This window comes from Alsobacter sp. SYSU BS001988 (assembly GCF_054796215.1).
On sequence record NZ_JBTAMK010000003.1, the window covers coordinates 163,451 to 189,296 of the forward strand.

Here is a 25,846-nt window from a genome sequence, read left to right on the forward strand (position 1 = left end):
TCGACGCCAAACGACTGACAGGTCCGACGGGAGGACAATATGAGCTTCGACAAAGCCGCAGTGCGCCAGGTGCTCGACGAGGTGAAGGCCGACGGCCGCACCGCCCTTACGGCCCCCGAGGCCAAGCGCGTCTGCGACGCCTATTCCATCCCGCTGCCCCAGGAAGGCCTCGCCACGACGGCGGACCAGGCCGTGAGCCTCGCCTCCGGCATGGGCTATCCGGTGGTGATGAAGATCGTCTCCGCCGACATCCTCCACAAGACCGACGCCGGCGGCGTGATCGTGGGCGTGAAGTCGGACCAGGACGCCCGCGCGGCCTACGACAAGATCCTGGCCAACGCCAAGAACTACAAGGCCGACGCCAAGATCGAGGGCGTCCAGGTGCAGCAGATGCTGCCCTCCGGCGCGATCGAGACCCTGGTGGGCGCCATCACGGACCCGTCCTTCGGCAAGCTGGTGGCCTTTGGCCTCGGCGGCGTGCTGGTCGAGGTGCTGAAGGACCTCACCTTCCGGCTCGCCCCGGTGGACAACGCCCAGGCGACCGACATGCTCAACAGCATCAAGGCGCAGGAAATGCTGAACGGCGTCCGCGGCTCCGAGCCGGTGGACCGCGCGGCTCTGGCCAAGATCCTGGTCAACGTCTCGGCCCTGCTGGAGGACTTCCCGCAGATCAGCGAGCTCGACCTCAACCCGGTCTTCGCGACCTCCAAGGGCGCGACCGCCGTGGACGCCCGCATCGTCGTGGACTTCGAGGCGCACACGCAGCGTTATCGTCCCGACCAGACCGAGATCCTGCGCGCCACCAACCGCATCTTCAAGCCGAAGGCGGTGGCGGTGATCGGCGCCTCCAACGAGGCCGGCAAGATCGGCAACTCGGTGATGAAGAACCTCATCAATGGCGGCTACAAGGGCGTCATCGTTCCGGTGCACCCCAAGGCCGACGTGATCGAGGGCGTGAAGGCCTACAAATCCATCCTGGACTATGACGGCGTGGTGGACGTCGCCGTGTTCGCGGTGCCGGCGCATCTGTGCGTCGCCGCCATGGACGAGGTCGGCCAGAAGGGCGTGCCCGGCGCGGTGATGATCCCGTCCGGCTTCGCCGAGACCGACAACCAGCCCCTGCAGGACGAGCTGCTCGCCATGGCGCGCAAGCACAATGTCCGCGTCATGGGCCCGAACATCTACGGCTTCTACTATACGCCCGAGAATCTCTGCGCGACCTTCTGCACGGCCTTCGACGTGAAGGGCCACGCCGCGCTCTCGTCGCAGTCGGGCGGCGTCGGCATGTCGATCATCGGCTTCGCGCGCTCCACCAAGATGGGCGTCTCGGCCATCGTCGGCCTCGGCAACAAGTCGGACCTGGACGAGGACGACCTGCTCACCTTCTTCGAGCAGGACGACAACACCAAGGTCATCGCCATGCATTGCGAGGACCTGAAGGACGGCCGCGCCTTCTCGGAGGTCGCCTCGCGCGTCTCCAAGAAGAAGCCCGTGATCATGCTGAAGGCCGGCCGCACGGCCTACGGCGCCCGCGCCGCCGCGTCCCACACGGGCGCGCTGGCCGGCAACGACAAGATCTACGACGACGTGCTGAAGGCGGCGGGCGTGATCCGCGCTCCGAGCCTGCGCTCCATGCTCGAATACGCCCGCGGCGTGCAGGTGCTGCCGACGCCCAAGGGCGAGAACGTGGTCATCATCACCGGCGCGGGCGGCTCGGGCGTGCTCCTGTCGGACGCCTGCTTCGACAACGGCCTCACCCTGATGAAGATGCCGGACGACCTCGACGCGGCCTTCCGCAAGTTCATCCCGCCCTTCGGCGCGGCCGGCAACCCGGTCGACATCACGGGCGGCGAGCCGCCCAAGACCTACCAGAACACCATCCGCCTCGGCCTCGAGGACGATCGTATCCACTCGCTCATCCTGGGCTACTGGCACACGATCGTGACCCCTCCGATGGTGTTCGCGAAGCTGGTCGGCGAGGTGGTGGAGGAGTTCCGCGCCAAGGGCATCGACAAGCCCGTTGTGGCCTCGCTGGTCGGCGACGTGCAGGTCGAGGAAGCCTGCCAGTATCTCTACGAGCGCGGCGTGGTGGCCTATCCCTACACCACCGAGACGCCCGTCGAGGTGCTCGGCGCCAAGTACAAGTGGGCCCGCTCGGCCGGCCTGCTGGGGAAGTAAGCTCAGGCGAGTAGCGAAAGAGCGAATGGCGTAGGGTCGCGACCCTTCGCCATTCGCCCGGCGCGTCCACGCCCACCCTATTCGCTGCTCCCTACTCGCCATTCGCCTCTGAATGAGGTCGCCATGAACATCCACGAATACCAGGCCAAGAGCCTGCTCCGCGAGTTCGGCGTGTCCCTGCCCAACGGCGCGCCGGTGCTCAAGCCCGAGGACGCCGAGAGCGCCGTGAAGCAGCTGCGCGGCCCCGTCTGGGTGGTGAAGTCCCAGATCCACGCCGGCGGCCGAGGCAAGGGCCGCTTCAAGGAGCCGGAGGCCGGCGACAAGGGCGGCGTGCGTCTCGCCCGCTCGGCCGACGAAGCCAAGCGCTATGTCCGCGAGATGCTGGGCAGGACCCTCGTGACGGTGCAGACCGGCGAGGCCGGCAAGCAGGTCAATCGCGTCTATATCGAGGACGGCTCGCTGATCGAGAAGGAGTTCTACCTCTCGATGCTGGTCGACCGCGCGACGTCCCAGGTCGCCTTCGTGGTCTCCACGGAAGGCGGCATGGACATCGAGGAGGTGGCCCATTCGCACCCCGAAAAGATCGTCACCTTCTCGGTCGACCCCGCCACCGGGATCATGCCCCTGCATGGCCGGCGCGTCGCCAAGGCGCTGGGGCTGACGGGCGATCTCGCCAAGCAGGCCGAGGACCTGACGGCCAAGCTCTACCGCGCCTTCGTCGAGAAGGACATGGCGATGCTGGAGATCAATCCGCTCATCGTCACGCAGGACCAGAAGCTGCGCTGCCTCGACGCCAAGGTGAGCTTCGACGACAACGCGCTGTTCCGCCACCAGGACGTGGCGGCGCTGCGCGACGAGACCGAAGAGGACGCGAAGGAGGTCGAAGCCTCCAAATACGACCTCAACTACATTACGCTGGACGGCACGATCGGCTGCATGGTCAACGGCGCCGGCCTGGCGATGGCCACCATGGACATCATCAAGCTCTATGGCGAGAGCCCGGCCAACTTCCTCGACGTCGGCGGCGGCGCCACCAAGGAGAAGGTGACGGCGGCCTTCAAGATCATCACCGCGGATCCCAATGTGAAGGGAATCCTGGTCAACATCTTCGGCGGCATCATGCGCTGCGACGTGATCGCGGCCGGCGTGGTGGCGGCGGTGCGCGACGTCGGCCTGCAGGTGCCCCTGGTGGTGCGCCTGGAAGGCACCAATGTCGAGCAGGGCAAGGAGATCCTGGCCGAGTCCGGCCTGAACGTCGTGTCCGCCGACGACCTCGACGACGCGGCCCAGAAGATCGTGGGGGCGGTCCGCACCGCCCGGGAGGCCGCCTGATGTCCGTCCTGATCGATTCCAACACCAAGGTCATCACCCAGGGCTTCACGGGCAAGAACGGCACCTTTCATTCCGAGCAGGCGATCGCCTACGGGACGAAGATCGTCGGCGGCACGTCGCCCGGGAAGGGCGGCTCCACCCATCTCGGCCTGCCTGTCTTCGACACGGTGGCCGAAGCGCGCGAGAAGACCGGCGCCGACGCCTCGGTGATCTACGTCCCGCCGGCCGGCGCGGCCGACGCCATCTGCGAGGCGATCGCCGCGGAGATCCCGCTGATCGTCGCCATCACGGAGGGCATCCCGGTGCTCGACATGGTGAAGGTGAAGCGCGCCCTGCAGGGCTCGAAGTCGCGCCTGATCGGGCCGAATTGCCCGGGCGTGATGACGGCCGGCGAGTGCAAGATCGGCATTATGCCCGGCAACATCTTCAAGCGCGGCAATGTCGGCATCGTGTCGCGGTCCGGCACGCTCACCTATGAGGCGGTGTTCCAGACGAGTTGCGAGGGCCTCGGCCAGACCACCGCGGTGGGCATCGGCGGCGACCCCGTGAAGGGCACCGAGTTCATCGACGTGCTGGAGCTGTTCCTGGCGGACCCGAAGACCGAGTCGATCATCATGATCGGCGAGATCGGCGGCTCGGCCGAGGAGGACGCCGCGCAGTTCCTGGCCGACGAGGCCAGGCGCGGCCGCAAGAAGCCCATGGTGGGCTTCATCGCCGGCCGCACGGCGCCTCCCGGGCGCCGCATGGGCCACGCCGGCGCGATCATCTCGGGCGGCAAGGGCGGCGCCGAAGACAAGATCGCCGCGATGGAAGCCGCCGGCATCCGCGTGTCGCCCTCGCCCGCAAGGCTCGGCAAGACGCTGGTGGATGTGCTGAAGGGCTGAGTTTTTTCTTCTCCCCGGCATCGGGAGAAGGTGGCCGAGCAAAGCGAGGTCGGATGAGGGGAGACCCAAGGTCCCCTCACCCCAGCCCTCTCCCCGTTCCGGGGAGAGGGGGCCGGTTGCGGCTCATCCTTCGGCCGTCGAACAAACCCGACCACAACCTCGCACTCGACAAACGCCTCTTCATCACCCACTTAAGGCGGGCCAATGCTCAAGATGGAGGTCTGTCGGTGAAAGCTCCCGCCCGCTGGCCCGTAGCCGACGCGCCGGCGCCGGAACTCGTGCTCGAACGCTTCGCTCCGGAGCAGACCTTCAAGACGCGCGTCTATGGGGCGCTGAAGCAGGCCATCATCGGGATGGACATCTACGCCAGCAGCGAGCCGACGTGGATCGACGAGCGCCATCTCTCCGAGAGGCTGGGCGTGAGCCGCACGCCGGTGCGCGAGGCGATCGCCATGCTGGAGCAGGAGGGCTTCGTCAAGTCCCTGCCTCGCCGCGGCATCATGGTGCTGCGTAAGACCAAGCGCGAAGTCATCGAGATGATCCAGGCCTGGGCGGCCCTGGAGAGCATGGCTGTCCGCCTGCTCATCGAGCGCGCGAGCGACGACGACATCGCCTCCCTGCGAAAGATCTTCAGCGGCTTCGACGAGAGCCACAAGCCGGCGGATTTCCCGGGCGAGTACTCCTCGGCCAACCTGGCGTTCCACCAGACGCTGATCCGTCTCTCCGGGTCGCGGCTGCTGGCCGATCTCACGGACAACCTCGTCCTGCACGTGCGCGGCATCCGCCAGATCACGATCGGCCGGGACGACCGGGCCACCCGCTCGATGGCCGACCACATGGGCATCATCGAGGCGCTGGAACGGCGCGAAACGGAGACGGCGGAGCGACGCGCCCGCGACCATACCCTCGCGCTCGCCGCCTATGTGGAGGCGCACAGCGAGGGCATCTTCGACTGAGCCCGGACGCTACACCGTCACGACGCGCAGATTGTTGGTCGAACCGGCCTTGCCGAAGGGCACGCCGGCGACCACCACGATGGCTTCGCCAGGCTTGGCGAACTCCACGGCCTTGGCCTGCGCCACGGCCTGGGCGACCATCTCCTTGTAGGTCGTGACGTCCTCCGACAGCACGCTGTAGGAGCCCCAGAGCAACGCCAGCCGCCGCGCCGTGGCCTCGTTCGGCGTGATGGACAAAATGGGCATGAACGGACGCTGCCGCGCGATGCGGGCCGCCGTCGTGCCGCTCGACGTGAAGGCCACGATGCCTGCCGCCCCGATGGCGTTGGCGACTTCGGCGGCGGCGGCCGACACGGCGTGCTGCGGCAGCGGCTCCACGGCCGGGCGCAGGGCCTCGATGATCGGCGGGTAGCTGCCGTGCTTCTCCGTGCGGGCGATGATGTGGTCCATCGTCTCGACCGCCTGGAGCGGATACTGGCCCGACGCGGATTCCGCCGAGAGCATCACGGCGTCGGCGCCGTCATAGATCGCCGTGGCGACGTCGGACGCCTCGGCGCGCGTGGGCGTGGGCGCGTTGATCATCGATTCCAGCATCTGGGTGGCGATGATCACCGGCTTGCCGGCGAGGCGGCAGAGCTTCACCAGATCCTTCTGGGCGCCCGGAACGTCTTCCGGCGGGATCTCCACGCCAAGGTCCCCGCGGGCCACCATGATGGCGTCGCAGAGCGACACGATGTCGTTGATGGAGGCCAGCGCGGCGGGCTTTTCGATCTTGGCCATGACTCCGGCGCGCCCGCCCACGAGCTGGTGGGCGTCCATGATGTCGGACGGGCGCTGCACGAAGGAGAACGCGACCCAGTCCACGCCCAGCTCGAGCCCGAAGGCGAGGTCGGCCTTGTCCTTCTCGGTGATCGGCGAGAGATCGAGGAGGGTGTCCGGGATGTTGACGCCCTTGCGGTCGGTCACCGGGCCGCCGGTCACCACCTCGGCGTCGATATAGTCGCTTCCGACGCCCGTGGTGACGAGGCGCACCTTGCCGTCGTCGATCAGGAGCTTGTTGCCGGGCATGACGGCGTCGAAGATCTCCTTGTGGGGCAAGGGCAGCCGCGCCGGATCGTCGGAGGTCTTGGCCAGGATGAGGCGGATCGTCTGCCCGGCCTGGAGCATCACGCGCCCGCCCGGAACGGCGCCGAGGCGGATCTTCGGGCCCTGAAGGTCCTGCAGGATCGCGATCGGATAGCCGAACTCCTGCTCGAGGGCCCGGATGACCCGGTGGCGCTCGCGGTGGTCCTCGTGGCTGCCATGGCTGAAATTGAGCCGGAAGACGTCCACGCCCGTCTCGAACAGCTTGCGGATCATGTCCGCGTCTGAACTGGCGGGTCCCAGCGTCGCAACGATCTTTGCGCGGCGGTTGCGTCTCAAGGCTGCCTCCTCGGTCGCGCCGTTTCAGGCGATTTGGATGCGCCCAACGGGCATCTCCCGATGCGTCGCGTCAAGGGCAATCGGTCCGATAACGCGCGCCGGATCGGGCGAACAGGGGCGCCTGTCACGCGGGCGCCGCAGTCGGCGGGCGACAGGTCTGCCCTCCGCTACCGGAGGGCGAACAGAGTGGCGTCGCACGTCGGCGCGCCGGGGCCGCTCCGGGATGGCGTCGACCTGGCGCGCGGCGGGGCCGGTCAACGAAAGAGGGCCCGGTGGGTCTCTTGACCGGGCGGTTCGGGAGAACGCAGACGTGGTGGAGACTCTTGGACCACTCTCCCTTGCTCAGAACCTGGCATCCCCCTCCAAGCGCCTGAGAACCTGTCCGGTGGAGATCGAGGACCGGACGCGCCGCAGAGGGTGTGAAGCGGTGGATCTCGTGCCCGCCCCTCTGAAGCGGCGAGAGGGTGCTACCAAGCGCAACCTCCCACCATTCGGATTCGAACCTATGCGACAAACTGGCGCACAAGCTCAAGCTTGCCTGCCCCCGGCGAAGCCGGCGCGGGATCAGGCCGCGAGGCTTCGCGCGCGCTGACGTTGGCCGTTCGCCCGCCCGCGCAGCGCTGCGGCCTGCTCGGTCCGGAAATGCGCCACGAGGTCGTTGAGCTTGCCGATTTGCGAGGCGAGGGCCGTCGCCGAGGCGCAGCTCTCCTCGGCGAGCGCGGCGTTCTGCTGGGTCATGTCGTCCATGTGGGAGATGGCCTGGCTCACCTCGGCGATGCCGACCGCCTGCTCCGCCGAGGCGTTGGAGATCTCCGCGACCGTGGAGACCACGCGCTCGGTGGCTTCGACGATGCGCTCCAGCGTCGCGCCGGCGTTCTGCACCAGCTTCACGCCCTCCGCCACCTCCACGGAGGTGGAATCGATGAGCCCGCCGATGTCCTTGGCGGCCGCGCTGGAGCGCTGCGCCAGCGTGCGGACCTCGGCCGCCACCACGGCGAAACCCTTGCCGGCGTCGCCCGCCCGCGCCGCCTCGACCGCCGCGTTGAGGGCGAGCAGGTTGGTCTGGAAGGCGATCTCCTCGATCACGGTGGTGATGTCGGTGATCTTGGTGGAGGCGGTCTCGATCCGCGTCATCGCCTCGATGGCCTGCCGGATCACGCTGCCGCCGTCCGCCGCGACGCCCTTGGCCTGCTCGGCCAGGTTCACGGCCGTCCGGGAGGATTCGGCCGACCCGCGGACGGAATGCGCCAGCTCCTCCGAATTGGCGCTGGTCTGCTCCAGGGCCGTGGCCTGCTGCTCGGTGCGCAAGGCGAGGTTCTGCGAACCGGCGTCGATCTCGCTCGCCGCCGACGAGACGTCCGAGGCGGCGGTCTGGATCGTGACCACCGTCGCGGCCAACTGGCCGATGGTGGCGTTGATGCTCGCCTGCAGCTCTCCGAGCACGCCGGAATGGGACCCCGAGACGCTGCGGGTGAGATCTCCCCCCGCCACGCCGGTCATCACGTCGGCGAAGTCCCGCACGGCGGTTTCGACCACCTCCGCCAGCCCGTTGAGGCCGTTCGCGAGTTCGCATGTGAAGCCGGTCTTGCCCGCCAGCGAGACGCGGCGGCTGAAGTCCCCGGCGCTGGCGGCGGCCACCACCTGGGCGACCTCGATCTGACCGGCGAGGTCGGCCGTGACGTCGTGCCAGACGATGGCGTAGCCCACGCGGCCGCCGTCGGGCGTGTGGATGTGGCTCCTGTCCAGGTCGACGACCGTGTCGCCGATCGTGAGCCGGGACTTGCGGGTCTTGCCGTCGTCCGAGAGACGCTCGTAGCGCAGCTCTCCGGCGAAGCTGCTGAAGTCGATCGTCTGGCCGAACAGCGCCTCGACCGAAAAATCCCGCCGGCCGGCGCGCAAGAGCGGCTCGTGCTGCGTGAGGAACTGCACCAGCACGCCGCTCATGAAGACGATCCGCTCTTCGACGTCGGTGATCATGATCATGGTCGAGGAGCCGTCGAGCGCCGCCGCGACCAGCTTGTTGTTGCGCCCCAGATCGCTGATCGAGCCCAGGGCGCGCGCCACTTCGCCGAATTCGTCCTTGCGCCCCAGGCAGGGAATGTCGACCTGCACCCAGCCTTCCTTGATCTGCCCGAGCGCGCGGGCGATCAGCGTGATCGGCTTGGCGAGGTTGCCTGTCAGCCCGACGATCAGCAGGACGGCGACCAGGCTGACCCCGAGCGTCGCCGTGAGAGCCAGCCGGCTGGCGTGAACGCGGATGTCGGCCGTCTTCTTCTCGCCGGCCTTGAAGGCGTCCTGGGCCACGGAGCCGAGCTCGGCCGTGAGCCGCTTCATGGCGTCGACGGACGCATCCACGGCGGCGACGGCCGCCCGTTCGCGCGCGGCGAGGCCGGTGGAGATGGGCAGCACATGGGCGAGCATCTTCTCCAGGAGATTGTCGGCGAGCTGCAGCGACTGGCCGCGCTGCTTCTCGAAGATCGCCACCTTGGCTTCGCCCGAGGCGGCGTTGATCTGCCGCGCCGCGAGGTGGATCTTGTCATTCGCCTTGCCGTACTGGTCCATGAGCCGGGCCAGGACAGGATCCGCGGGCTTGTAAGCCTCGGCGAAGGCGGCGAAATCGCTTTTGGCCGCGTCGGCGTTGCCCGGGAAGGCCACGTCGAAGCGCGCCGACTGCTCCAGGCTCTCCACCCATTTCGATGAGCGGTTTCCCAGCCAGAGGACGTGGGCGAGGACGTTGACGCTGCGTCCCTGCAGGTCGAACTGGTATTGGAGAGCCTCCCGGTGCGCCGCCAGCGCGTCGAACGCCTGTCTGCGGAACTCGGGAAGGCGCGCCTCGATCCGTCCGACGATCTCCCGGCCGCCGTCCTCCCCCTCCAACTCCTTCAGCGAGGCCACCAGGGACTCCAGCCGGCCGAGCCCGTTCTGGACCGGGGCAGGGTTGAACTCGGCCATCCTGTCGGACCGCAGCGCCGCCTGGAGGTCCGCCGCCACGGTCTGGCTGGTCAGGCTCACCTCGCCGGCGGTCAGCAGCTTCGGCAGGTCTGCCCCGATCAGCCTGTCGGAGCTTGCCGCCAACTCGGCCATGCCGAACCAGGAGACGGCGTTCGGCGCCGACGCGAGGAGTGCGACGAGGACCAGGGCGCCGGACAATTTCGCCTTGATCGAATGAACGGACATCAGGGACGGCATCGCGGACCTCGCAGGAGTGGAGAATGGCTCAGGTCAGGACTTGGCCTTGATCTTCTTCAGATGTTCGAGAACCTCGATCAGCTCGCCCTTGGCCTGTTCAAGGTCCTGCTTGTCGCCGGACGCCTTCCACGACACGATGTAGTCATAGGCGCGCGCCGGATGGACGATGAGGTCGATGTAGTTCCTGGCCATGCTGAACTGGTCCATGTCCTTCAGCGGCCGGCCGATCGCGTCTCCGGCGACGCCCTCGTCGCCCCACTGGGCTTCGAGTTCGTCCGGCTTCATGGCCTTCATGGCCGGGGCCGCTTTCACCGCATGGGCGATCAGGACGGCGTCGGCGGGGCTCGCCTTGGCGAACTCCTCGCAGGCCTCTATGCCCAGCGTCATGGCTTTCTCGAGCCGGGCCAGGCTCTTAGCCACGTCCGGGAAGGAGCCGGCGACGAGCTCCTTGACGGTGTCCTTGGTCAGGGATTCGTAGCCCGCGGCGTCCATGGCGGACGCGCCATGGGTCAGCAGGACGGCGAACAGCGACGAAAGCGTGAGGCGTGCGAGGGACATGGGATTTCCAGTTCGGCTTTGAGGGCGAACGACGTTCGCGGTTGCAAAGCCGAATCTGCACAATCTTAAATTGATATTAGATTAGAGAAAATACACAAACATCAAGATTGAGGGTGGTTTTGGCCGGCCGGTGGGTCGCAGCAGAGTGGGAAAGCCCCGGGGACGCCGAAGGTCCCGTCCCTCTAAACGGCGAAAACCCCGCGCAAGCGGCGCGGGGCTGTCCTCCGGCCCAGGGCGCCGGTCAGTCCTGGAACGTATAGGCGAGCGGGACGCCGTCGGACGGCTGCGAGGAGGCCGCGAACGAGTCGATGCGGCCGAAACCGTCGCGGCGCAAGGCTTCGCGACGCGGCGCCTCATGCTGGATCGGCCGGCGCAGCGCGGCGGACCGGGTCGAGGCGGCGCTCGCGCCGGGCCGGCACTCATGCGTCCGGCCGTCGAAGCCGCGATAGGTCTGCGTCCTCGCGTCATAGGTGCTGAACCCGGTGCAGCCGGCGGCGCCCGGCGCGAAGCGCTGGGCCGTCCGCGAGGCGGCCGAAGCGGGCTTGGCCGCCTCGCGCCGCGCCGCGGCCTTCTCCACCGCGGCGGCGCGCGGCAGGGCTTCGGCCGCCGGGGCCGGGACTGGGGTCTGCGGGGCCGTGGCCGCGGCCGCGGAGGTGATGGACCCCGTCTCGATCTCGGCCACCGCCTTGTCCTCGGCCTGGACCGGGGCTACGGCGGCGGGCCTCGCGGGCTGGGCGGGGGACGCCGCGGCCTTGCCGACGACGCCGGCGCGGACGGACTTCACCGCAATGGGCTGCCCGGGATTGTATTGAGGTCCGATCTTCGCCTGCTGCCCTGCGCCGCCGACTTGCGCCGGGTAATACAGGACGAGGCCGATGAAGGCGGCGACGATGATTGCAGCTGACGTGCTCAGAAGTGCAATGATTCGAAGCATGGTCCTGACCCCGTCGCAATTGTCACAGGGTCAGAATGCTTTCAGGAGTCCTTCGTTCCCGGCCGAGTTGCTTCAAAGATCGAGCCACTGTGTTCCGCGAGGCGGCGGCTCACATGATTCGGCTTAGCGCCAGCCGCTCAACGCGGCCCCCTCACGCGCTGGTCCAGTTCGGCGAGATTCGCCATGATCTGGGCGTTCTCCGGATCCTGGGCGAGGGCGGCCGAGAGCTCCTGGCTGGCTGCCCGGTAGTCCTTGCGGTTCATTCGCGAATAGCCGTGGTTGTTCAGATAGGCCGCCGTGCGGCCGCCCACGCTCAGCGCCTTCGCATAGGCCCGGTCGGCGAGGTCGTAGCGGCGCAACTGGTCGTAGGACGCGGCCAGCCCGAGCCAGCCCTCGGCCGTGGCGTCCGGCGATTCCACCGAGCGCTGGAAATGCAGCTCGGCGAGGCCGTAATGCCCGGCGGCGAAGTGCTTGCGGGCGAGCGCGAGATCGGTCGGCGCCGCGTCGGGCGCGACCGGGACCACCACCGCCCCGGCGGGCGCGGCCAAGACCGGCGCCGCTTCTCCCCCGGGCGCGATCGGGTTGCAGGCCCCGAGCGCCGCCGCGATCCCGGTCAGCAGCAGGAAGGAGAGGCCGCGGGGGACGGAAGTGTTTCTCATCGTTCAGGACGCCGACATGGAAGTCATCACCCGCACCGCCGCCGGATAAAGAAGGGTCACGATCAGCACAGGGAAGACGAAAACCGTTAACGGAACGACCAGCTTGGCGGGAAGCGCATAGGCTTTTTCCTCCGCCCGCGACATGCGCTTGTGGCGCATCTCATCCGAATAGACGCGAAGCGACTGCGAGAGGCTGGCGCCGAGTTCGGCCGACTGCTGGAGCAGCGTCGCGAAGGTGGCGGCCTCCTCGATGCCGAGGCGCTGTCCCATGCGCTCCAGCGCGTCGCCCGTGGGCGTGCCGGCCCGGATCTCGAGCGAGGCCATGTAGAGGTTCTCGGCCAGCGACGGATAGGACTGCACGAACTCCCGAGCGATGCGCTCGATGGCCGCTTCCATCGGCAGCCCGGCTTCCGCGCAGACCACCATCAGGTCCATGAAGTCCGGGAAGCCGATCCGGTGCGCGTCGATGCGCCGGGAGATCACCCGGCCCAGATGGAAGCTCGGGCCCATATAGCCCGCCACCATGGCGACGCAGGTCCAGAGGGGCGCGTTGACGCCGCTGTCCGACAGCCAGATGGCCAGGAACGTGAGGGGCGCGGCCACCACGGCCGCGGCGAGCCGCGCCGCGAAATAGAGCGTCGGAGCATGGGGCGAGAGATAGCCCGCCTGCACCATCTTCACCCGGATGGCGCGCTGGGCGCGCGCGTCGCCCACCAGCGCCGGGCCGAACGAGGCGGCGATCCGCTGCAGCGACGCGGCCGGGATCAGGCTGCGGCCCGCGGCCGCCGCGTCCGTCCCCTGCGCGGCGCGGCGCCGGACATCCCGCCGCCCCCGCGCCACCGACCACAGGGCCGCCGCCAGGATCGCGACCGCGATGGCGACGGCCACGCCGCCAAGCGCCTGTTCCGCCGTGATGAGATCGCCGTCGAACACGCCCGCGCCTCAGAATTTGAAGTTGATCATGCGCCACATGATGGCGTTGCCCACCATCATCCAGGCGACCGCCCCGCCCAGCACGATGGGGGCGGACGGCTGGCTCCAGACGTCGCCGTAGAAGTCCGGGCTGATGGCGTTGATGGACAGGAAGACGAAGACCGGCATGGCGTTGAGGATCAGCGCCGCGACGCGTCCCTCGGCCGACAAGCCCTTCACCTTGCGCCTCATCTTGAAGCGCTCGCGAATGACCTTGGCGAGGTTCTCCAGGATCTGCCCGAGATTGCCGCCCGTGGTGGACTGGATGGCCACCGACGTGACGAAGAGCCCGAGATCCTCCTGTCCGACCCGCGCCCACATGCTGCGCATGGCGGTCTCCAGATCCGCCCCATAGGTGATCTCGTCGGCGATCATGCCGAATTCCGAGCCGAGCGGATCGGCCATCTCGCGCGCCACCATGGCGATCGCGATCGGCACCGGGTAGCCGGCGCGCAGGCTGCGCACCACCACGTCGATCGCCTGGGGAAGCTGCTCGGCGAACTTGGCCTGCCGGCGGCGGCGCAGCCACCAGAGCGCCGCGAGGGGCAGCGCCGCCGCCCCGGCGAAAACCGCTGCGCAGGCGGCCATGACGTCGCCGGTCCCCCAATAGGCCCCGGCGCCGCAGGCGAGCGCCGCCCCGGCCGCCGCCGCTCCGGTCGCGGGCGTGACGCGGACGCCCGATTGCAGCAGCATGCGGCTGAGCGAGCCGGACCACCGCGCCTCGCCGTCGGCGCCCAGCCCGCGCTCTCGCCGCAACTGCAGCAGCACCGGCTCGTGCCCCGCCTCCTTGCCGGCCAGGGCGAGCCGGCGGTTCACCCGCGACCGGTAGTCGGTGGTGTCGTGCAGGAACAGGTAGGCGGCCTCGGCGGCCAGGATCGCCGCGACGGCGACGAAGCCCAGCGCCAGATAGAGCGGATCGAGATCGAACAGCGCGTCCATGGCTCAGAGCGGCCGGGAGGGGTCGAAATGAGACGTCGGGATGTTCACCCCGTGGGCGATGAGCTCCTGCAGGAAGCGCGGACGGATCCCGGTGGCGACGTGGTGGCCCTGGATCATCCCATCCTGGTCCGTGCTGGTCCGCACGAATTTGTAGATCTCCTGCATCTGGATGATGTCGCCCTCCATGCCGGTGATCTCCGCGATCGAGGTCACCCGGCGCTTGCCGTCCGACAGGCGCTGGAGCTGCACGATCATGCGGACCGCCGCGGAGATCTGGCCGCGGATGGAAAGCTGGCTCAGCGGCAGCCCCGCCATGCCGATCATCTGCTCGAGGCGGGAGATGGCCTCGCGCGGGTTGTTGGCGTGGATGGTCGCCATGGAGCCTTCGTGGCCGGTGTTCATGGCCTGCAGCATGTCGAAGGCTTCCTCGCCGCGGCACTCGCCCAGGATGATGCGCTCCGGCCGCATGCGCAGCGCGTTCTTGACCAGGTCGCGCTGGCGGATCTCGCCCTTGCCCTCGAGATTGGCGGGTCGGGTCTCCATCCGGGCGACATGCGGCTGCTGCAGTTGCAGTTCGGCCGCGTCCTCGATGGTGATGAGGCGCTCCGTCGGCGAGATGAAGGCCGAGAGGGCGTTGAGCATCGTGGTCTTGCCCGAGCCCGTGCCGCCCGACACGATGGTGGTGATGCGCGCCTTCACGGCGGCCGCCAGCAGCTCCGCCATTTGCGGCCGGATGGCCCCGATCTCGACGAGGCGCTCCAGCGACAGCTTGGACTTGGAGAATTTGCGGATCGACACCAGCGGGCCGTCGACCCCGATCGGCCGGATGGCGCAGTTGAAGCGCGATCCGTCCGGCAGGCGCGCGTCGCAGAGCGGGCTCGATTCGTCGACGCGCCGGCCCACGCCCGAGACGATCTTCTGGATGATGCGCATCAGGTGCGCCTCGTCCTTGAAGAGGGAGGGCGTCTGCTCCAGCACGCCGCCCTTCTCGACGAAGACGTTCTCGTGGCCGTTGATCAGGATGTCGGAGATGCTGGGATTCTTCAGCAGCGGCTCCAGCGGGCCCAGGCCGGTCATCTCGTCGAGCACCTCGGAGACGAAGCCGTCGAGCTCCTTGGCGTTCAGCGGCAGCCGCTCGGCCACCACCCAGCCGGAGATGATGGCGTGGATCTCGCGGCGCAGATCCTGCTCGGGCAGCTTCTCCAGGCTGGCGAGGTTGAGCTCGTCGATCAGCCGCTTGTGCAGCCGGACCTTGGCCTCCAGCAGCTTCGGCTTGACGTCCATCGCCCTGGGTTCCGCCGGCCTGGACGGAGCGGACGTCTCCGGCTCGGGAGCATGGTGACGGGCCTCGACGGGGGGCGGCGCCGGCATCGGCTCGGCCGCGGCCGGGGGAGCCTCGGGCCCGTCCGGCGGCGGCGGGAAGGCGGGGCGGGGGCCCGACGCGGGAGGGGCGGGCGGCGCCGGAAGGTCGTCGTCGATGCGGGGCCGGGGCGCGGTCGAGAGGCGGGCGGAGAAGCGTCCGAGCATGCGTGTTCGGCTTTCGGCGTCTGGGGGGCTGCCATCGGGAGCTCGCCCCGATGGTGCCGGGGAGGTGTGAAATCCGCTCTTTTTCGACCTCTAAAATGCAACCTAGAGTCGAAAATACGCGGGCTCCGTCACGTTGGCGCGCACACGATCTTGCGCAGGTCCGCGGACACGTTGCTGCCCGCCTTGACGGAATCCAGCGGCAGGCCGCGGTCGATGGCCTCGCGCATCAGGGCGTAGTTGTTGGCCACGGCGCCGGCGAACATGGGCCCCAGCGCCCGCTCGGCGTCGACCTTGCGCAGGCCCGTGCCGAACATCGAGGTCTGCTGGAAGCGGTTGACGATCACGCGGGGCTCCACCTCCGGCAGGCGCTGGGCGAGGGCGGTGGCGAGATTGCGCCCCTGCCGGAGCCCCGGGACGGTCATGTCGGTCACCACATAGACGGCGTTGGAGCCGGCCAGCACCGAATCCGTCCAGGGATCCCAGCGGCGCGGCAGGTCGATGACGACATGCGCGAAGGTGGAGGAGACGATGTCCAGCATGCGCAGCACGAAGGCCGGGTCGACGTCGTTGGGCTGGGCGGGCCGGCCCGGGGCGGCGAGCACCACCAGGCCCGACGCGTGCCGGCTGAACATGACCTCCAGGAGCTGCTGGTCCATCCGCTCGGGGTGCGGCCCGATCTCGGCGGCGTTGAGTCGCGGCTCGATGTCGAGATAGTCCGCGCAGGCGCCGCTCTGGAAATCGAGATCGACCAGGCAGGTCGAGGGCTCCTTGCCGTCGCGCAGCAGCAGCATCGCGGTCTCGATGGCCAGCGACGTGTTGCCGACGCCGCCGAGCGCCGGGATCAGCGTATGGGTGCGGCCGCCCTGGTCGGGCAGGCCGGTCCCGGCGCTCAACGCCTGCAGGCAGGATCGCAGCACGTCCTTCGCCTGGACGGGCTTGCGCAGGAAGTCGGCGACGCGGATCTGCAGGAACCAGCGGGCGAGGCCGTCGTCGAACGCGTCCGTGAGCACGATCACGGGCGCGCCCGGCGCGACCACGCCCATCAGGCTGCGCAGGCCGGCGAGGCTTTCCTTGTTGCGGGCGTCGAGATCGACCACGACGATCGACGCCGCCGCGACCCGGGCGTCCCGGTGCATGTGCTCGACCGGCTCGGGAATGAGCACGGGCGAAAGCGAACGCATCGGGGCCAGGACGGCCGCGATGCTCTCCAGCAAGGGCTGGTCTGCTCCCGCCAGGATCAGGGTGGCGGGGCTGGAAGCGCTGGTGGTCATGGATCTCGGACTCGGCGTCGGCGAAGGGGAGGGCGCGGGCCTGCTCAGGGGCCGACGGCCACGGGCGCGAGGACGGGCGGACCGCCGGGAGCCGGGCCGCCGAGCCGCCCGGCGTCGGGCAAGCCGTGGTTCTCATAGCGCTCGATGGCGTCCGCCACCCGCCGCCCGCTGGTGGGGATGTCCGGGTTCACCGAGGCGGCCGGCCAGGGATCGATGATGTGGACGGCCTTGTTGTAGGCGATGGCGTCCCCGGCCGCGAAGGAGATGGCGTCGCGCCGCGCCAGGCTCTCCTGGCATCCGGCGAGGGCGAGCAGGCCGCCCAGGGCGAGCCAGCGGAGCGGGTTATCGGATCGCGGCATTGCGGCCTCCGGCGACGTCGAGGATGTAGCCGCCCGCGCGCGGCGGAGCGTTGCGGCCACGGGCGGGAACGCTCTGCTCGCCGGCGACGAACAGGTCGAGATTGTTGGCCACCTGGGCGGAGTCGAGCGGCGTGCGCAGGCGTTCGCCGGGCCGCGCCGGACGCACCAGATGGGGCGTCACGATGATGGCGAGGTCGGTCTCCTTCTTCTCGAACGAGGCCGACCGGAACAGGGCCCCGAGCACCGGCACGTCGGCGATCCAGGGAAGCTGCTGCTGGGTCTCGGCGCTGATGCTCTGCAGCAGCCCCGCGATGGCGAAGCTCTGGCCGTCCCGCAGCTCGATCACCGTCGAGGCCCGGCGCACGATGAGGGCGGGCACCGCGACCCCGCCGGTCCGGACCGAGTTCGTGGTGTCGAGCTGGCTGACCTCCGGCTCGATGCGCAGGTTGATCACGCCGTTGGCGAGGACCGTCGGCAGGAAGGTGAGCCCGACGCCGAACTTCTTATAGTCGACCGAGATCCTGCCCTGGTCGGCCTGCACCGGGATCGGGAACTCGCCTCCCGCCAGGAAGCTGGCCCGTTCGCCCGACATGGTGATCAGGTTGGGCTCGGCCAGCCGCCGGGCCAGTCCGCGATCCTCGAGCGCCTGCACCAGCACGTCCGCCTGGACGCCGCTGGACAGCACGCGCCCGATCACGGCGCCGAACGGCGTCGCCCCGGAGGCGAGCCCGCTCGCGCCCGCATTGGCCGCGAGATTGTACGCCCCCTTCACAGGGTCGCCGAAATTGTTGCCGACCGCGCGCCAGTTGACGCCGAGATCCTTGCCCGCCGTGCGGGACGCCTCGATGAAGCGGACTTCCAGCATGACCTGCTGGGATCCGCGCACCTGGACGTTGTTGACGACGTCCGGCCCGTATTGGCGCGCCAGCGACACCGCCCGTGCGGCCTCCACCCCGTCGCGGGCGCTGCCGCTGAGCACCGTCCTGCCATTCGCGGACGACGCCCGGACGCCCCCGCCCGACATCTGGTCGAGGTCCTGGCTGAGCCTGGGCGTGTTGTAGTTCACCTCCACCTCGACGACGCTGACCAGCTGCTTGGCCGCGTCGAAGACCGAGATGTTGGTCGAGCCCGCCTTCCGGCCGAGGACGTAGAGGCTGTGATCCGTCAGCGGCATCACGTCCGCGATCTCCGGATCGCCGACCACGAGGTCCACGAAGGACGGACCGATCTGGATGGTGCGCGACTTGCCCTGGGCGACCTGGACCGAGCTGACCTGGCCGGTCCGGGCCGCGCTGCGCGGCTCGGCCGCCGAGGCGGGCGTCGCCGACTGGAGCGCCAGCGCCAGCAAACCGATCGCGGCCGAACGGGCGAGCAGGGCCGAAGGCCGCTCCCTCCTGGCGGAACAGCCGCCGCCGATAGACACGCTAGGGTTGTAAAAGCACATGCTCGTCCGCCATTCGTGGCTTTTTGTCAGGGACGAGTAAGAATTCGCGCTCTTAACGGCCTATGAATCCGCATCGGCGGCAACGAAAAGGAGTGAATTGCGATTAACCCGTCTTGTTAAAATTGCTTCCATCATTCCAAATCGCTCCAACAACCCGAAGAACATTGAGATATCTGACGTTTTTACGGGTTCGTCTAACAGGTTGGAGAAGCCTGCGCTGAACAGTCGTCGTCAAGCAACGACGATGGGACCTTCTTGCATGAGCGAAGGATATCCGGCGATAGGCTACTCGCGCACCAGCCCGGCGCTGAACCTGGAGACGGGCGCGCGCACGCTGGCGATCGCCTCCCTGATGGCGGCCGCCCTGTGGGGCGTGGCCGCGGCCCGGGCGACGCAGGACGGCAAGGCCCTGGCCGCGACGGAGGACGCGCCGCTGTCCTACGCCGCATGGAAGCCCTTCGGACAGTCCCGGCACGCCGCGCGGGCGGGGTCGGAGCCCGGACCCGAAGCGGCCCCCGGCCTCATGGCCGCCGGCCCCGCGCCCCTCGACGCCATGCGCGGCCTCTCCTTCGCGGCGCCGGCCGAGCGGCCGCCCGCTCCCGACATCGAGCGCGAATTCGTCGGCGTCTCGGCCGTCGACGGCCGCACCCTGAAGGCCGGGGATCTCCTGATCCAACTCGCCGACGTCCCCGCTCCGTCCGCGAAGGAGACGTGCCTGCGGCTCGACGGCGTGGCCGAGCCTTGCGTCATCCGGGCCGCGACCCGCCTGGAGCTGCAGGTGCGCTGGCGCAAGGTGGAATGCCGCTACCAGCCCGCCGTCGCCGGCGTCGCCTCGGGCGTCTGCAAGGTCGGCGGAGTGGGGCTGGCGCAACGCCTCGCCGCGTCGACCCGCCGCGCGGCCGGACTGGAGCTGTCGCAGGCCGCCGTCCCGGCGGCGATCGCCCGCTAGGCTCCGGGCCTATTTGACCAGGCGGGACGTCATGACGGCCTGCCTGAACAGCGCGGCCATGGCCTCGGAGACGCCCTGCGACGGGCTGACCTCGAAATACAGCCCCGGGCTCGCGCATTCCTGCATCTTGCGGCCGATGGACCCCGCGAAGGGCTGCAGCCAGGTCGTGTACCAGCCATTGGTCGGCAGCGGCAGATAGGTCGTGTACAGCACCGCGACGCGGATTCCGCGGGCCTTGACGGCGTCGCACAGCGCCGGATTGAGCGGCTGCTGGCACCGCCCGCCGCCCGCCAACGGCTGCGTGCACCCGGTGGGATTGTACTCGTCCGCCACCCCGTCCGAGACGAGGAACAGCACCTTTTGCGGGCCGGACGGCGAGCTGCCGTCGCCGGGGTCCGACATCTCCTTGTTGGCGGCTGGGATCAGCGTCGACAGGTTGGTCTGCATGTCGTTCTGGTAGTTCTGGTACGGCACCGTCATCAGGTCGATCGAGCCCGCCTTCGCCTTGGCGTTGGCCAAAATGGGCGTGAGAGGCGCGACTTCCGTCAGCTTGGCGTTCGAGGCGTCGACGCCGAAGCTGTAGACCCCCACCCGGAACTGGTTGGGCGTCGCCGTCATGCTCGTGGCGGTGTCCATCAGGTTCTGGGTCGCCGTCCGCAGCACGTCGATCCGCATGGTGACGCCGAGCTTCTTGGCGAGATCGTAGTAGCTGCTGGGATTGGACGTGTCGTGGCACGCGAAGGCGCACTGGTCCGGCGTGTTCGCCACCATGGCGGCGATGTCGGCCTGGGTCGCGCCCACGCCCATCGAGGGCGAGTTGTCCAACAGGAGGTAGAAGTCGATATAGGGCGCGCGGCTCTGGGCCGAGGTGGCGAAGCCGGACGCCGACATCACGCTCATGCCCACGACGCTGGCCAAGGAGGTTTGCATCCGCAGCGTGTAGTTCAGCGTCGCGGTTCGGGTCAGGCCCTGGTCCTTGACCTGGAGATCGACGTCCAGCGTCCGCCCGGGCGCGGCGCGCACGGAGAGCGTGTCGAACAGGGCCTGCCCGGCCTTCCTGGCCTGCTCCGCGTTCAGATTCGTCGCCGAACTGCTGGTGGCGGCCAGCACGGCGGAGTCGGCGGCCCCGTCGATCGTCGCCTTGGCCCTGACGAGCCGGCTGTAGTCCACCGCCACGCCGACGCACAGCATCAGGGGAATCGCCGCGACCGCGAACGTCACGGCCGCCGCGCCACGCTCATCTCCGGTGAACAGCCGCCTGAATCGGGAGGTGGAGAAAGCGGTTTTGGCCATGTCGTCCAAAAAAAATCATGCTTCAGGACGGCAACTATGGGTTGTGCTCTCTTAAAATTGCATTGTTTCGGAGGGGAAGCGCCGGCACGTAGAATTGCGTAGATCAACTCCGGCGCCCGTGCGCCGGAGGACCGGGACCGTCAGTCTGGCGAAGCTGCGGGACGGACTTAGAGGCCGGCGACCACGACGAGACGCTTGACCTCGCCCTTCAGATAAGCCTGCAGGAACTTGTCGTAGTCCCGGATGGAGACGCAGCCGTTCGAGTCGCCCTTCGGGCCGAGCATGAAGGTGTGCGCCAGAAGGCCCGCCCGCCCGTGGATGGCGGCGCTGCCGCCGACCGGGTTGAGGCGCAGGGCGCGCACGCCGTGGAACAGCTGCTCGCGCATGGTCAGGTCATAGACATGCGGGGGCGTGGGCCCGCGCATGCGCTCATGCACGTATCTCGGGTCGTCGAGCCTGTCGCCCAGGCCCGAATGAGCCTCGAGCCGCTCGCCGTTCGGCATCGTGAGCGTGCGGGACGCGATGTTGTAGACGGCCGTGCCCTGGCCCGAGGCGGCCGAGGGGGGCGTCGCCGGCGCCGGAGCCGGGATGAGCCCTCTCAGCGGATTGCCGCCGACGGCGTCGTCCTGGGGCGCCGCATAGGCGAGCGCCGGCCCGTTGGGCTGCCGCTGCACGCCGAAGATCTTTTCGAAGATGGAGCGGTCGTCGGCCGGCGGCGCGGCCGGCGCGGCCGCCACCCTGGACCGGCGCGGCGAGAGCGGGCCCGTCAGCCGCGGCTGCTCCGGCGAACGCAGCTCCGGAGGCCGCGGCAGCGGCAGCGGCGCGGCCGAGGCGACGTCCTCGTCTTCCTCGTCCTCCTCCACGGCCGGGGCGGCGGGCGCGACCGCCGCGATCACCACGGACGGCTCCACCCGGGCGATGGCCGGCGGGGTGGACGGAACCCATTCCGCCGTCAAGGGCGCGCTCTGGGAGAGCGGGCGCGCCGCGACGCCCAGCGAGTAGGTTGGCGACAGCAGGGGGTCGAGCTTCGCCACCACGCTCTGGGCGTGAGTGGACGCGGCGGGGCCCGGAACCGCCATGGCGGCCGGACCCGCGGGATCCCATGCGGGCGAACCGGCCCACAGGCCGGCTCCCAGGACGAGGGTCGAGACCAGAGTGAGGGGGACGGCGGCGCGGCCGCGCTTCGAGCCGCTCAGGACGACGCCGGACCGGCCGGACGAGAACGATCTACCCAACACGAAACTCATGCGACACGCTCTCGGGATACGCGGCCGACGTCCCCCGCTCCCTTGCCGGACGACGCTTGGAGGCGCGGCCGGCGCGCCGAGGACCACGCGGTCCTGGCGAGGTTGGCGGAGGAAAGGCCCCCTACGGTTCGGGATCCATTCAGCGCCCGGTTGGTTAACCGGCGGTGAACCGCGATCGTCAATGTCAAATCGACGCGTCCAGAACTCGGGGCGGTCGTCAGCCCCTGCTGCGGCCAAGCCGATGCGATGACGGCCTCACCCGCGTGACGCCGTCGGCGAATCGACACGTGGTCCCGGCGATGTCCGGGGAAGTCCGATGGAGCGGGGCAAGTCCTGACAAGGATCAGCCCGCAACGAGGTTCGCCTTTTAGCATCAAGCGAATCGCTTTGCCAATCCCGGATCAGCAATCGATTAACCACGTCAAGCTGTTTGCAGGAGAGGTGTGTCTTTTTCCCTTCACTGCGGCACGAAAGCTTCGGCGTGGCCGCAGCGGCCGAAGGAATGTTCAGGGCCATACTTTGAAGGGTCGGTTTGCGCCTGGCGGGGGCGAAACGCCGAACGCCCGACGGCCCCCTACACGAGGCCATGGGGGCGCCCAAAAACGACGAAGGCCGCTCCGAGGAGCGGCCTTGCGTGGCTGGAACCGATGGTCGGAGCGATAGGATTTGAACCTACGACCCCCTCGTCCCGAACGAGGTGCGCTACCAGGCTGCGCTACGCTCCGATGTCATCGGCTTCCGACGCGGCCTGTATAGGCAGGCGAGGGGGTTGGCGCAACCGAAAAAGCGGCCGGGCCGCCCGGGCGGGCGAGCCGCTTCCCCTGGGGTCAGTCGCAGCAGGCGGCGTCCGGAGCGGTTTCGCTGCGGCCGAGAGCGCGGACCCAGGCGACCATGCGGCCGAGCGTCCCGAACACCGCTTCGTCGATGAGTTCGAGGAGCGTTTCGAAGATGGCGTCGATCATCAGCATTCTCCTGTTGCGCTTGTCGGCGAGCACGCCTCCGATAGGCAGAGTGAACGGCGCCACTTTCGCGGCGAAGCTGCGGCGGCGGCGTGCGCCCGCGCACATGTCCCCCATGGTTGATCGAGATGGTGAACGCCACCTTTACGCGCCGCCCGCGAGCGCCCGCGCGACGCGTGTTGCGCACGAAACCGAGCCCCACTATGGTCCGCCCCGACCGGCCCGCGGCCGAGTCATTGGGGCGTCGCCAAGTGGTAAGGCAGTGGATTTTGATTCCACCATGCGGAGGTTCGAATCCTCCCGCCCCAGCCATCCCGCGTGGGGAGGCGTCGCGATCGGGCGTCCGGCGGCCTAGCCCAGCGCGGACAGGGTCGACGCCTTGGCGCGGTCGGGCTCGCCGAGGCTTTGGCGCCAGGAGATCATGGATTGGGCGTGCGAGGCGGCGAGCAGGACGGTCGTGTCGCTGCGGCCGGCTTCGATGATTTCGGCGAGCGCCTCGTGAAGCGCGTCCTGGAGGCGGAGGAGGTCGGGCGCGGTCGCGCGCCTGGCCTGGTCGGCGATCGCGATCAGGCGGGCGATCTGCGTGCGGTCCGCCGCGTCCTGCTTGCGCCGCATGCGGCTGGCCACCATGGCCCATGAGGAGCCGATGACGCTGAACGCCATGGCGGCCGCATAAGCGTAGCCCTGGAGATCGTCGAGCAGGCTCTGCTCCCCGGAGGCCAGGTACTGGGCCACGCCGGGGTGAACGGGCAGGACGGACGTGTTCGCGTCCGGATCGGGCGCCTCGATCTGGGCCGCCTGCGGAAAGGCGGCCGCGAGGTCGGCCTTGGCGGCTAGGACGCTGCGCGCGATCGCGCCCGCCTCGAAATTGAGCATGGAGAAGGGCGCCGCCAGCCGGTAGGTCACCGCCATCACGGTCACGCTGTCGTCCGGCAGTTCCGGGCGCGGCCTGAGCGCGCCCTTCGGAACGTCGAGGCTTTCGAGGCCCGGAAAGCGGGAGGCGATCGCGTCCGCGTCGTCGAAGGCGAGAAGCCGGGGCGGCCCGACGCTGCGCGCCATCGCGGCGACGGCGTCGACCAGGCCGCCGGGCCCGACCGGGCCGATGGCGAGGACGGCCGCCACCGGCTTGTCGCGCAGGGTCTTGCCGAGGTCGCCGATCGGAACCACGAGCCGCCGGACCGCCTTGGGGTCCACATTGTAGAAGCCGAGCAGCCGGTCGAGCAGCGCCTCGTCTTCGGCCTGGGTGCGGCCGGCGATCAGCGCCACGGTGCGGCCGGACAGGCCCGACAGGGTCTCCAGCCTGGCGCTGGGCGGCGTCAGGAACGCCACCGCGTCGCGCCTGAGGATGACGATCGTCTGGCCGTTGCGCGGCGGAGACGCATCGGAGCGCACGATCGCCAGGTCTACCTGGCGGGCCTCCAGCCTCGCGCTGCTCTCGGCGAGGCCGTCGACCTGGACGGGCTGCACGGACATGAAGGGGTGGTGCTTGCGCAGGACCGTCCCGATCCCGGCCAGGAACCCGTCCGCGGTTCCGCCGAGCGGCCCCGTGGTGATCCGAAGCGTGGCGTGCGGGGACTTCAGGTAGATCAACGCTGCGAGGGCGCACGCCGCCGCCAGCGCAGCCGCGATCGCCGCATAGCCATAGGAACGCCTCATGGGCAGCTCGCCGGTCCGGCCAGGGTCCGTGCTCCCGGCCCGTGCGGCCGCAGAGCATCGGCGAGTCACGGCACGGAGCGGGGCGTCGCGCTATGCAGAAACGGCGGGCCGTGCGGCGCGCGTCTTCGACGCTACGCGGTCCGCCCCTTGCGCCAGTGATAGGCGCGGCCGTCCTCGGCCCGTTCCGGGGCCGACACATAGCGCCCCTCGGCAGGGACCGCGATCCCGTCGAAGGCGGCCGCCAGCCGCTGCAGCGCCTCCTGCATCTCGGGTCCGCGCATGGGCTGGCCATGGCCGGTCACGACCAGGTCCGGGCGGAGCCGGGCGAGCGTCTCGACGGACCTCTTCGCCTTGTCCCACTCGATGGTGAAGTACTGGGGCGGCCCATGCATCTCGGGCCGCTGCACCGCGACCGCATAGGCCGATTCCTGCCCGGTGGTCACGAAGGCGTCGCCCGCGACGAGGCTGCGGTCGCCCTCGCGCCAGAAGGAGACATGCCCGACGCTATGGCCCGGCGTGTGGATCCAGCGCCAGCCCGCCAGGCCCGGGACGGACCCGTCCTCCGGCAGGATCCTCAGGCGGTCGCCGAGGTCGATGGGCCCGCGCGGATAGAAGCGCGCCAGCGCCGCCATGGCGCCGCCGCCGACCGTGGGGTCGCCGGGCGGATAGGCGGCGCGACCGTCAAGATACGGCGCCTCGAGCGCGTGGGCGTAAACGGGCGCGTCCCATTCGGCCGCAAGGTCCTGAAGCACGCCGACATGGTCGAAATGGCCGTGCGTCAGCAGGATCGCGGAGGGCCTCGCGCCCTCGCCGAAGCGCTCGCGGGCGGCTTGCGCGATGAAGCTCTTCGTGCCGGGCAGCCCGGCGTCGATCAGCGCCCAGCCGCGGTCGCCGGCGCGCGGCGGCCCGACGAACACGACGTTGACGATGCCCAGGCGACGATAGGCCAGGTCTGGCGCGACCTCGTGCGTGTGGTCGTGGCGGGCCGCGTCGATCTCCGGGTCGATCGCGCTGGCGTCCTGCGAGAGGGGGATCTGTTCGGCCATGTCCTGTTCCTTCTCCTGGACCAGCGCTGCGGCGGCGACCGTTGCGAATGCCCGGCGGGCGGACCGGTTCCG

General features: G+C 69.3%; 21 protein-coding genes and 2 tRNA genes. 6 read left to right on the forward strand and 17 right to left on the reverse strand.

The features are described from left to right. Positions 1–39: 39 nt before the first annotated feature. From ACYVO7_RS07855 to ACYVO7_RS07870, 4 genes are all read left to right on the forward strand, one after another. Positions 40–2,178, forward strand: coding sequence for an acetate--CoA ligase family protein (locus tag ACYVO7_RS07855; protein WP_460449275.1), 2,139 nt, complete (start codon positions 40–42; stop codon positions 2,176–2,178). A 123-nt stretch (positions 2,179–2,301) separates the two neighbouring features. Further along, positions 2,302–3,510 (forward strand): ADP-forming succinate--CoA ligase subunit beta, encoded by a 1,209-nt coding sequence (gene sucC, locus ACYVO7_RS07860; protein WP_460449276.1) that lies wholly within the window; start codon positions 2,302–2,304, stop codon positions 3,508–3,510. After that, positions 3,510–4,394, forward strand: coding sequence for a succinate--CoA ligase subunit alpha (gene sucD, locus ACYVO7_RS07865; protein WP_460449277.1), 885 nt, complete (start codon positions 3,510–3,512; stop codon positions 4,392–4,394). The genes sucC and sucD overlap by 1 nt, the downstream gene beginning before the upstream one ends. A gap of 221 nt (positions 4,395–4,615) precedes the next feature. Further along, positions 4,616–5,350, forward strand: a complete 735-nt coding sequence (locus tag ACYVO7_RS07870) for a GntR family transcriptional regulator (RefSeq protein WP_460449578.1) — start codon at positions 4,616–4,618, stop codon at positions 5,348–5,350. Between the two features lie 9 nt (positions 5,351–5,359). Here ACYVO7_RS07870 and pyk read toward each other — a convergent pair whose 3' ends face one another. From pyk to ACYVO7_RS07925, 11 genes are all read right to left on the reverse strand, one after another. After that, entirely contained in the window at positions 5,360–6,772 is a 1,413-nt protein-coding gene (gene pyk, locus ACYVO7_RS07875) for a pyruvate kinase (RefSeq protein ID WP_460449278.1), read from the reverse strand. 564 nt (positions 6,773–7,336) lie between these two features. Further along, positions 7,337–9,949 (reverse strand): methyl-accepting chemotaxis protein, encoded by a 2,613-nt coding sequence (locus ACYVO7_RS07880; protein ID WP_460449279.1) that lies wholly within the window; start codon positions 9,947–9,949, stop codon positions 7,337–7,339. Between the two features lie 45 nt (positions 9,950–9,994). Continuing rightward, positions 9,995–10,519 (reverse strand): hypothetical protein, encoded by a 525-nt coding sequence (locus ACYVO7_RS07885; protein WP_460449280.1) that lies wholly within the window; start codon positions 10,517–10,519, stop codon positions 9,995–9,997. A 241-nt stretch (positions 10,520–10,760) separates the two neighbouring features. Further along, a complete protein-coding gene (locus tag ACYVO7_RS07890; RefSeq protein WP_460449281.1) occupies positions 10,761–11,453 on the reverse strand; it encodes a hypothetical protein in 693 nt (230 codons plus the stop codon). Positions 11,454–11,590: 137 nt separating this feature from the next. Beyond that, positions 11,591–12,112: a tetratricopeptide repeat protein gene (locus ACYVO7_RS07895; protein WP_460449282.1), complete on the reverse strand. Its 522-nt coding sequence runs from the start codon at positions 12,110–12,112 to the stop codon at positions 11,591–11,593. Between the two features lie 3 nt (positions 12,113–12,115). After that, positions 12,116–13,045 (reverse strand): type II secretion system F family protein, encoded by a 930-nt coding sequence (locus tag ACYVO7_RS07900; protein WP_460449283.1) that lies wholly within the window; start codon positions 13,043–13,045, stop codon positions 12,116–12,118. A 9-nt stretch (positions 13,046–13,054) separates the two neighbouring features. Further along, positions 13,055–14,023, reverse strand: coding sequence for a type II secretion system F family protein (locus ACYVO7_RS07905; RefSeq protein WP_460449284.1), 969 nt, complete (start codon positions 14,021–14,023; stop codon positions 13,055–13,057). A 3-nt stretch (positions 14,024–14,026) separates the two neighbouring features. Beyond that, on the reverse strand, positions 14,027–15,394 hold the full coding sequence (locus ACYVO7_RS07910) for a CpaF family protein (protein ID WP_460449579.1): 1,368 nt from the start codon (positions 15,392–15,394) through the stop codon (positions 14,027–14,029). Between the two features lie 284 nt (positions 15,395–15,678). Next, positions 15,679–16,821: an AAA family ATPase gene (locus ACYVO7_RS07915; protein ID WP_460449285.1), complete on the reverse strand. Its 1,143-nt coding sequence runs from the start codon at positions 16,819–16,821 to the stop codon at positions 15,679–15,681. Positions 16,822–16,865: 44 nt separating this feature from the next. Next, positions 16,866–17,180, reverse strand: a complete 315-nt coding sequence (locus ACYVO7_RS07920) for a hypothetical protein (RefSeq protein WP_460449286.1) — start codon at positions 17,178–17,180, stop codon at positions 16,866–16,868. Beyond that, on the reverse strand, positions 17,164–18,603 hold the full coding sequence (locus tag ACYVO7_RS07925) for a type II and III secretion system protein family protein (protein ID WP_460449287.1): 1,440 nt from the start codon (positions 18,601–18,603) through the stop codon (positions 17,164–17,166). Before ACYVO7_RS07925 ends, ACYVO7_RS07920 begins: the two co-directional genes overlap by 17 nt. Positions 18,604–18,883: 280 nt before the next feature. Between ACYVO7_RS07925 and ACYVO7_RS07930 the strand changes: the two genes are divergently transcribed. Beyond that, positions 18,884–19,573 carry a hypothetical protein gene (locus ACYVO7_RS07930; RefSeq protein WP_460449288.1) on the forward strand — a complete coding sequence of 230 codons (690 nt, stop codon included), beginning with the start codon at positions 18,884–18,886 and terminating at the stop codon, positions 19,571–19,573. 9 nt (positions 19,574–19,582) lie between these two features. Here the strand turns inward: ACYVO7_RS07930 and ACYVO7_RS07935 are convergent, their stop codons facing one another. From ACYVO7_RS07935 to ACYVO7_RS07950, 4 genes are all read right to left on the reverse strand, one after another. Next, positions 19,583–20,866 (reverse strand): TadE/TadG family type IV pilus assembly protein, encoded by a 1,284-nt coding sequence (locus ACYVO7_RS07935; protein ID WP_460449289.1) that lies wholly within the window; start codon positions 20,864–20,866, stop codon positions 19,583–19,585. Positions 20,867–21,033: 167 nt separating this feature from the next. Beyond that, entirely contained in the window at positions 21,034–22,113 is a 1,080-nt protein-coding gene (locus tag ACYVO7_RS07940; RefSeq protein WP_460449290.1) for a DUF2778 domain-containing protein, read from the reverse strand. A gap of 648 nt (positions 22,114–22,761) precedes the next feature. After that, positions 22,762–22,838: transfer RNA gene (locus ACYVO7_RS07945), tRNA-Pro, on the reverse strand. A gap of 102 nt (positions 22,839–22,940) precedes the next feature. Then, positions 22,941–23,075: a hypothetical protein gene (locus ACYVO7_RS07950; protein WP_460449291.1), complete on the reverse strand. Its 135-nt coding sequence runs from the start codon at positions 23,073–23,075 to the stop codon at positions 22,941–22,943. A gap of 234 nt (positions 23,076–23,309) precedes the next feature. Between ACYVO7_RS07950 and ACYVO7_RS07955 the strand changes: the two genes are divergently transcribed. Continuing rightward, positions 23,310–23,384, forward strand: a tRNA-Gln gene (locus ACYVO7_RS07955). A gap of 39 nt (positions 23,385–23,423) precedes the next feature. Here ACYVO7_RS07955 and ACYVO7_RS07960 read toward each other — a convergent pair. Both ACYVO7_RS07960 and ACYVO7_RS07965 read right to left on the reverse strand, forming a co-directional pair. Beyond that, the gene (locus ACYVO7_RS07960; protein WP_460449292.1) at positions 23,424–24,728 is read right to left on the reverse strand and encodes a type 2 periplasmic-binding domain-containing protein; all 1,305 of its coding nucleotides are present in this window, start codon (positions 24,726–24,728) and stop codon (positions 23,424–23,426) included. A 131-nt stretch (positions 24,729–24,859) separates the two neighbouring features. Further along, positions 24,860–25,774 carry an MBL fold metallo-hydrolase gene (locus tag ACYVO7_RS07965; RefSeq protein WP_460449293.1) on the reverse strand — a complete coding sequence of 305 codons (915 nt, stop codon included), beginning with the start codon at positions 25,772–25,774 and terminating at the stop codon, positions 24,860–24,862. Between the last annotated feature and the right edge of the window lie 72 nt (positions 25,775–25,846).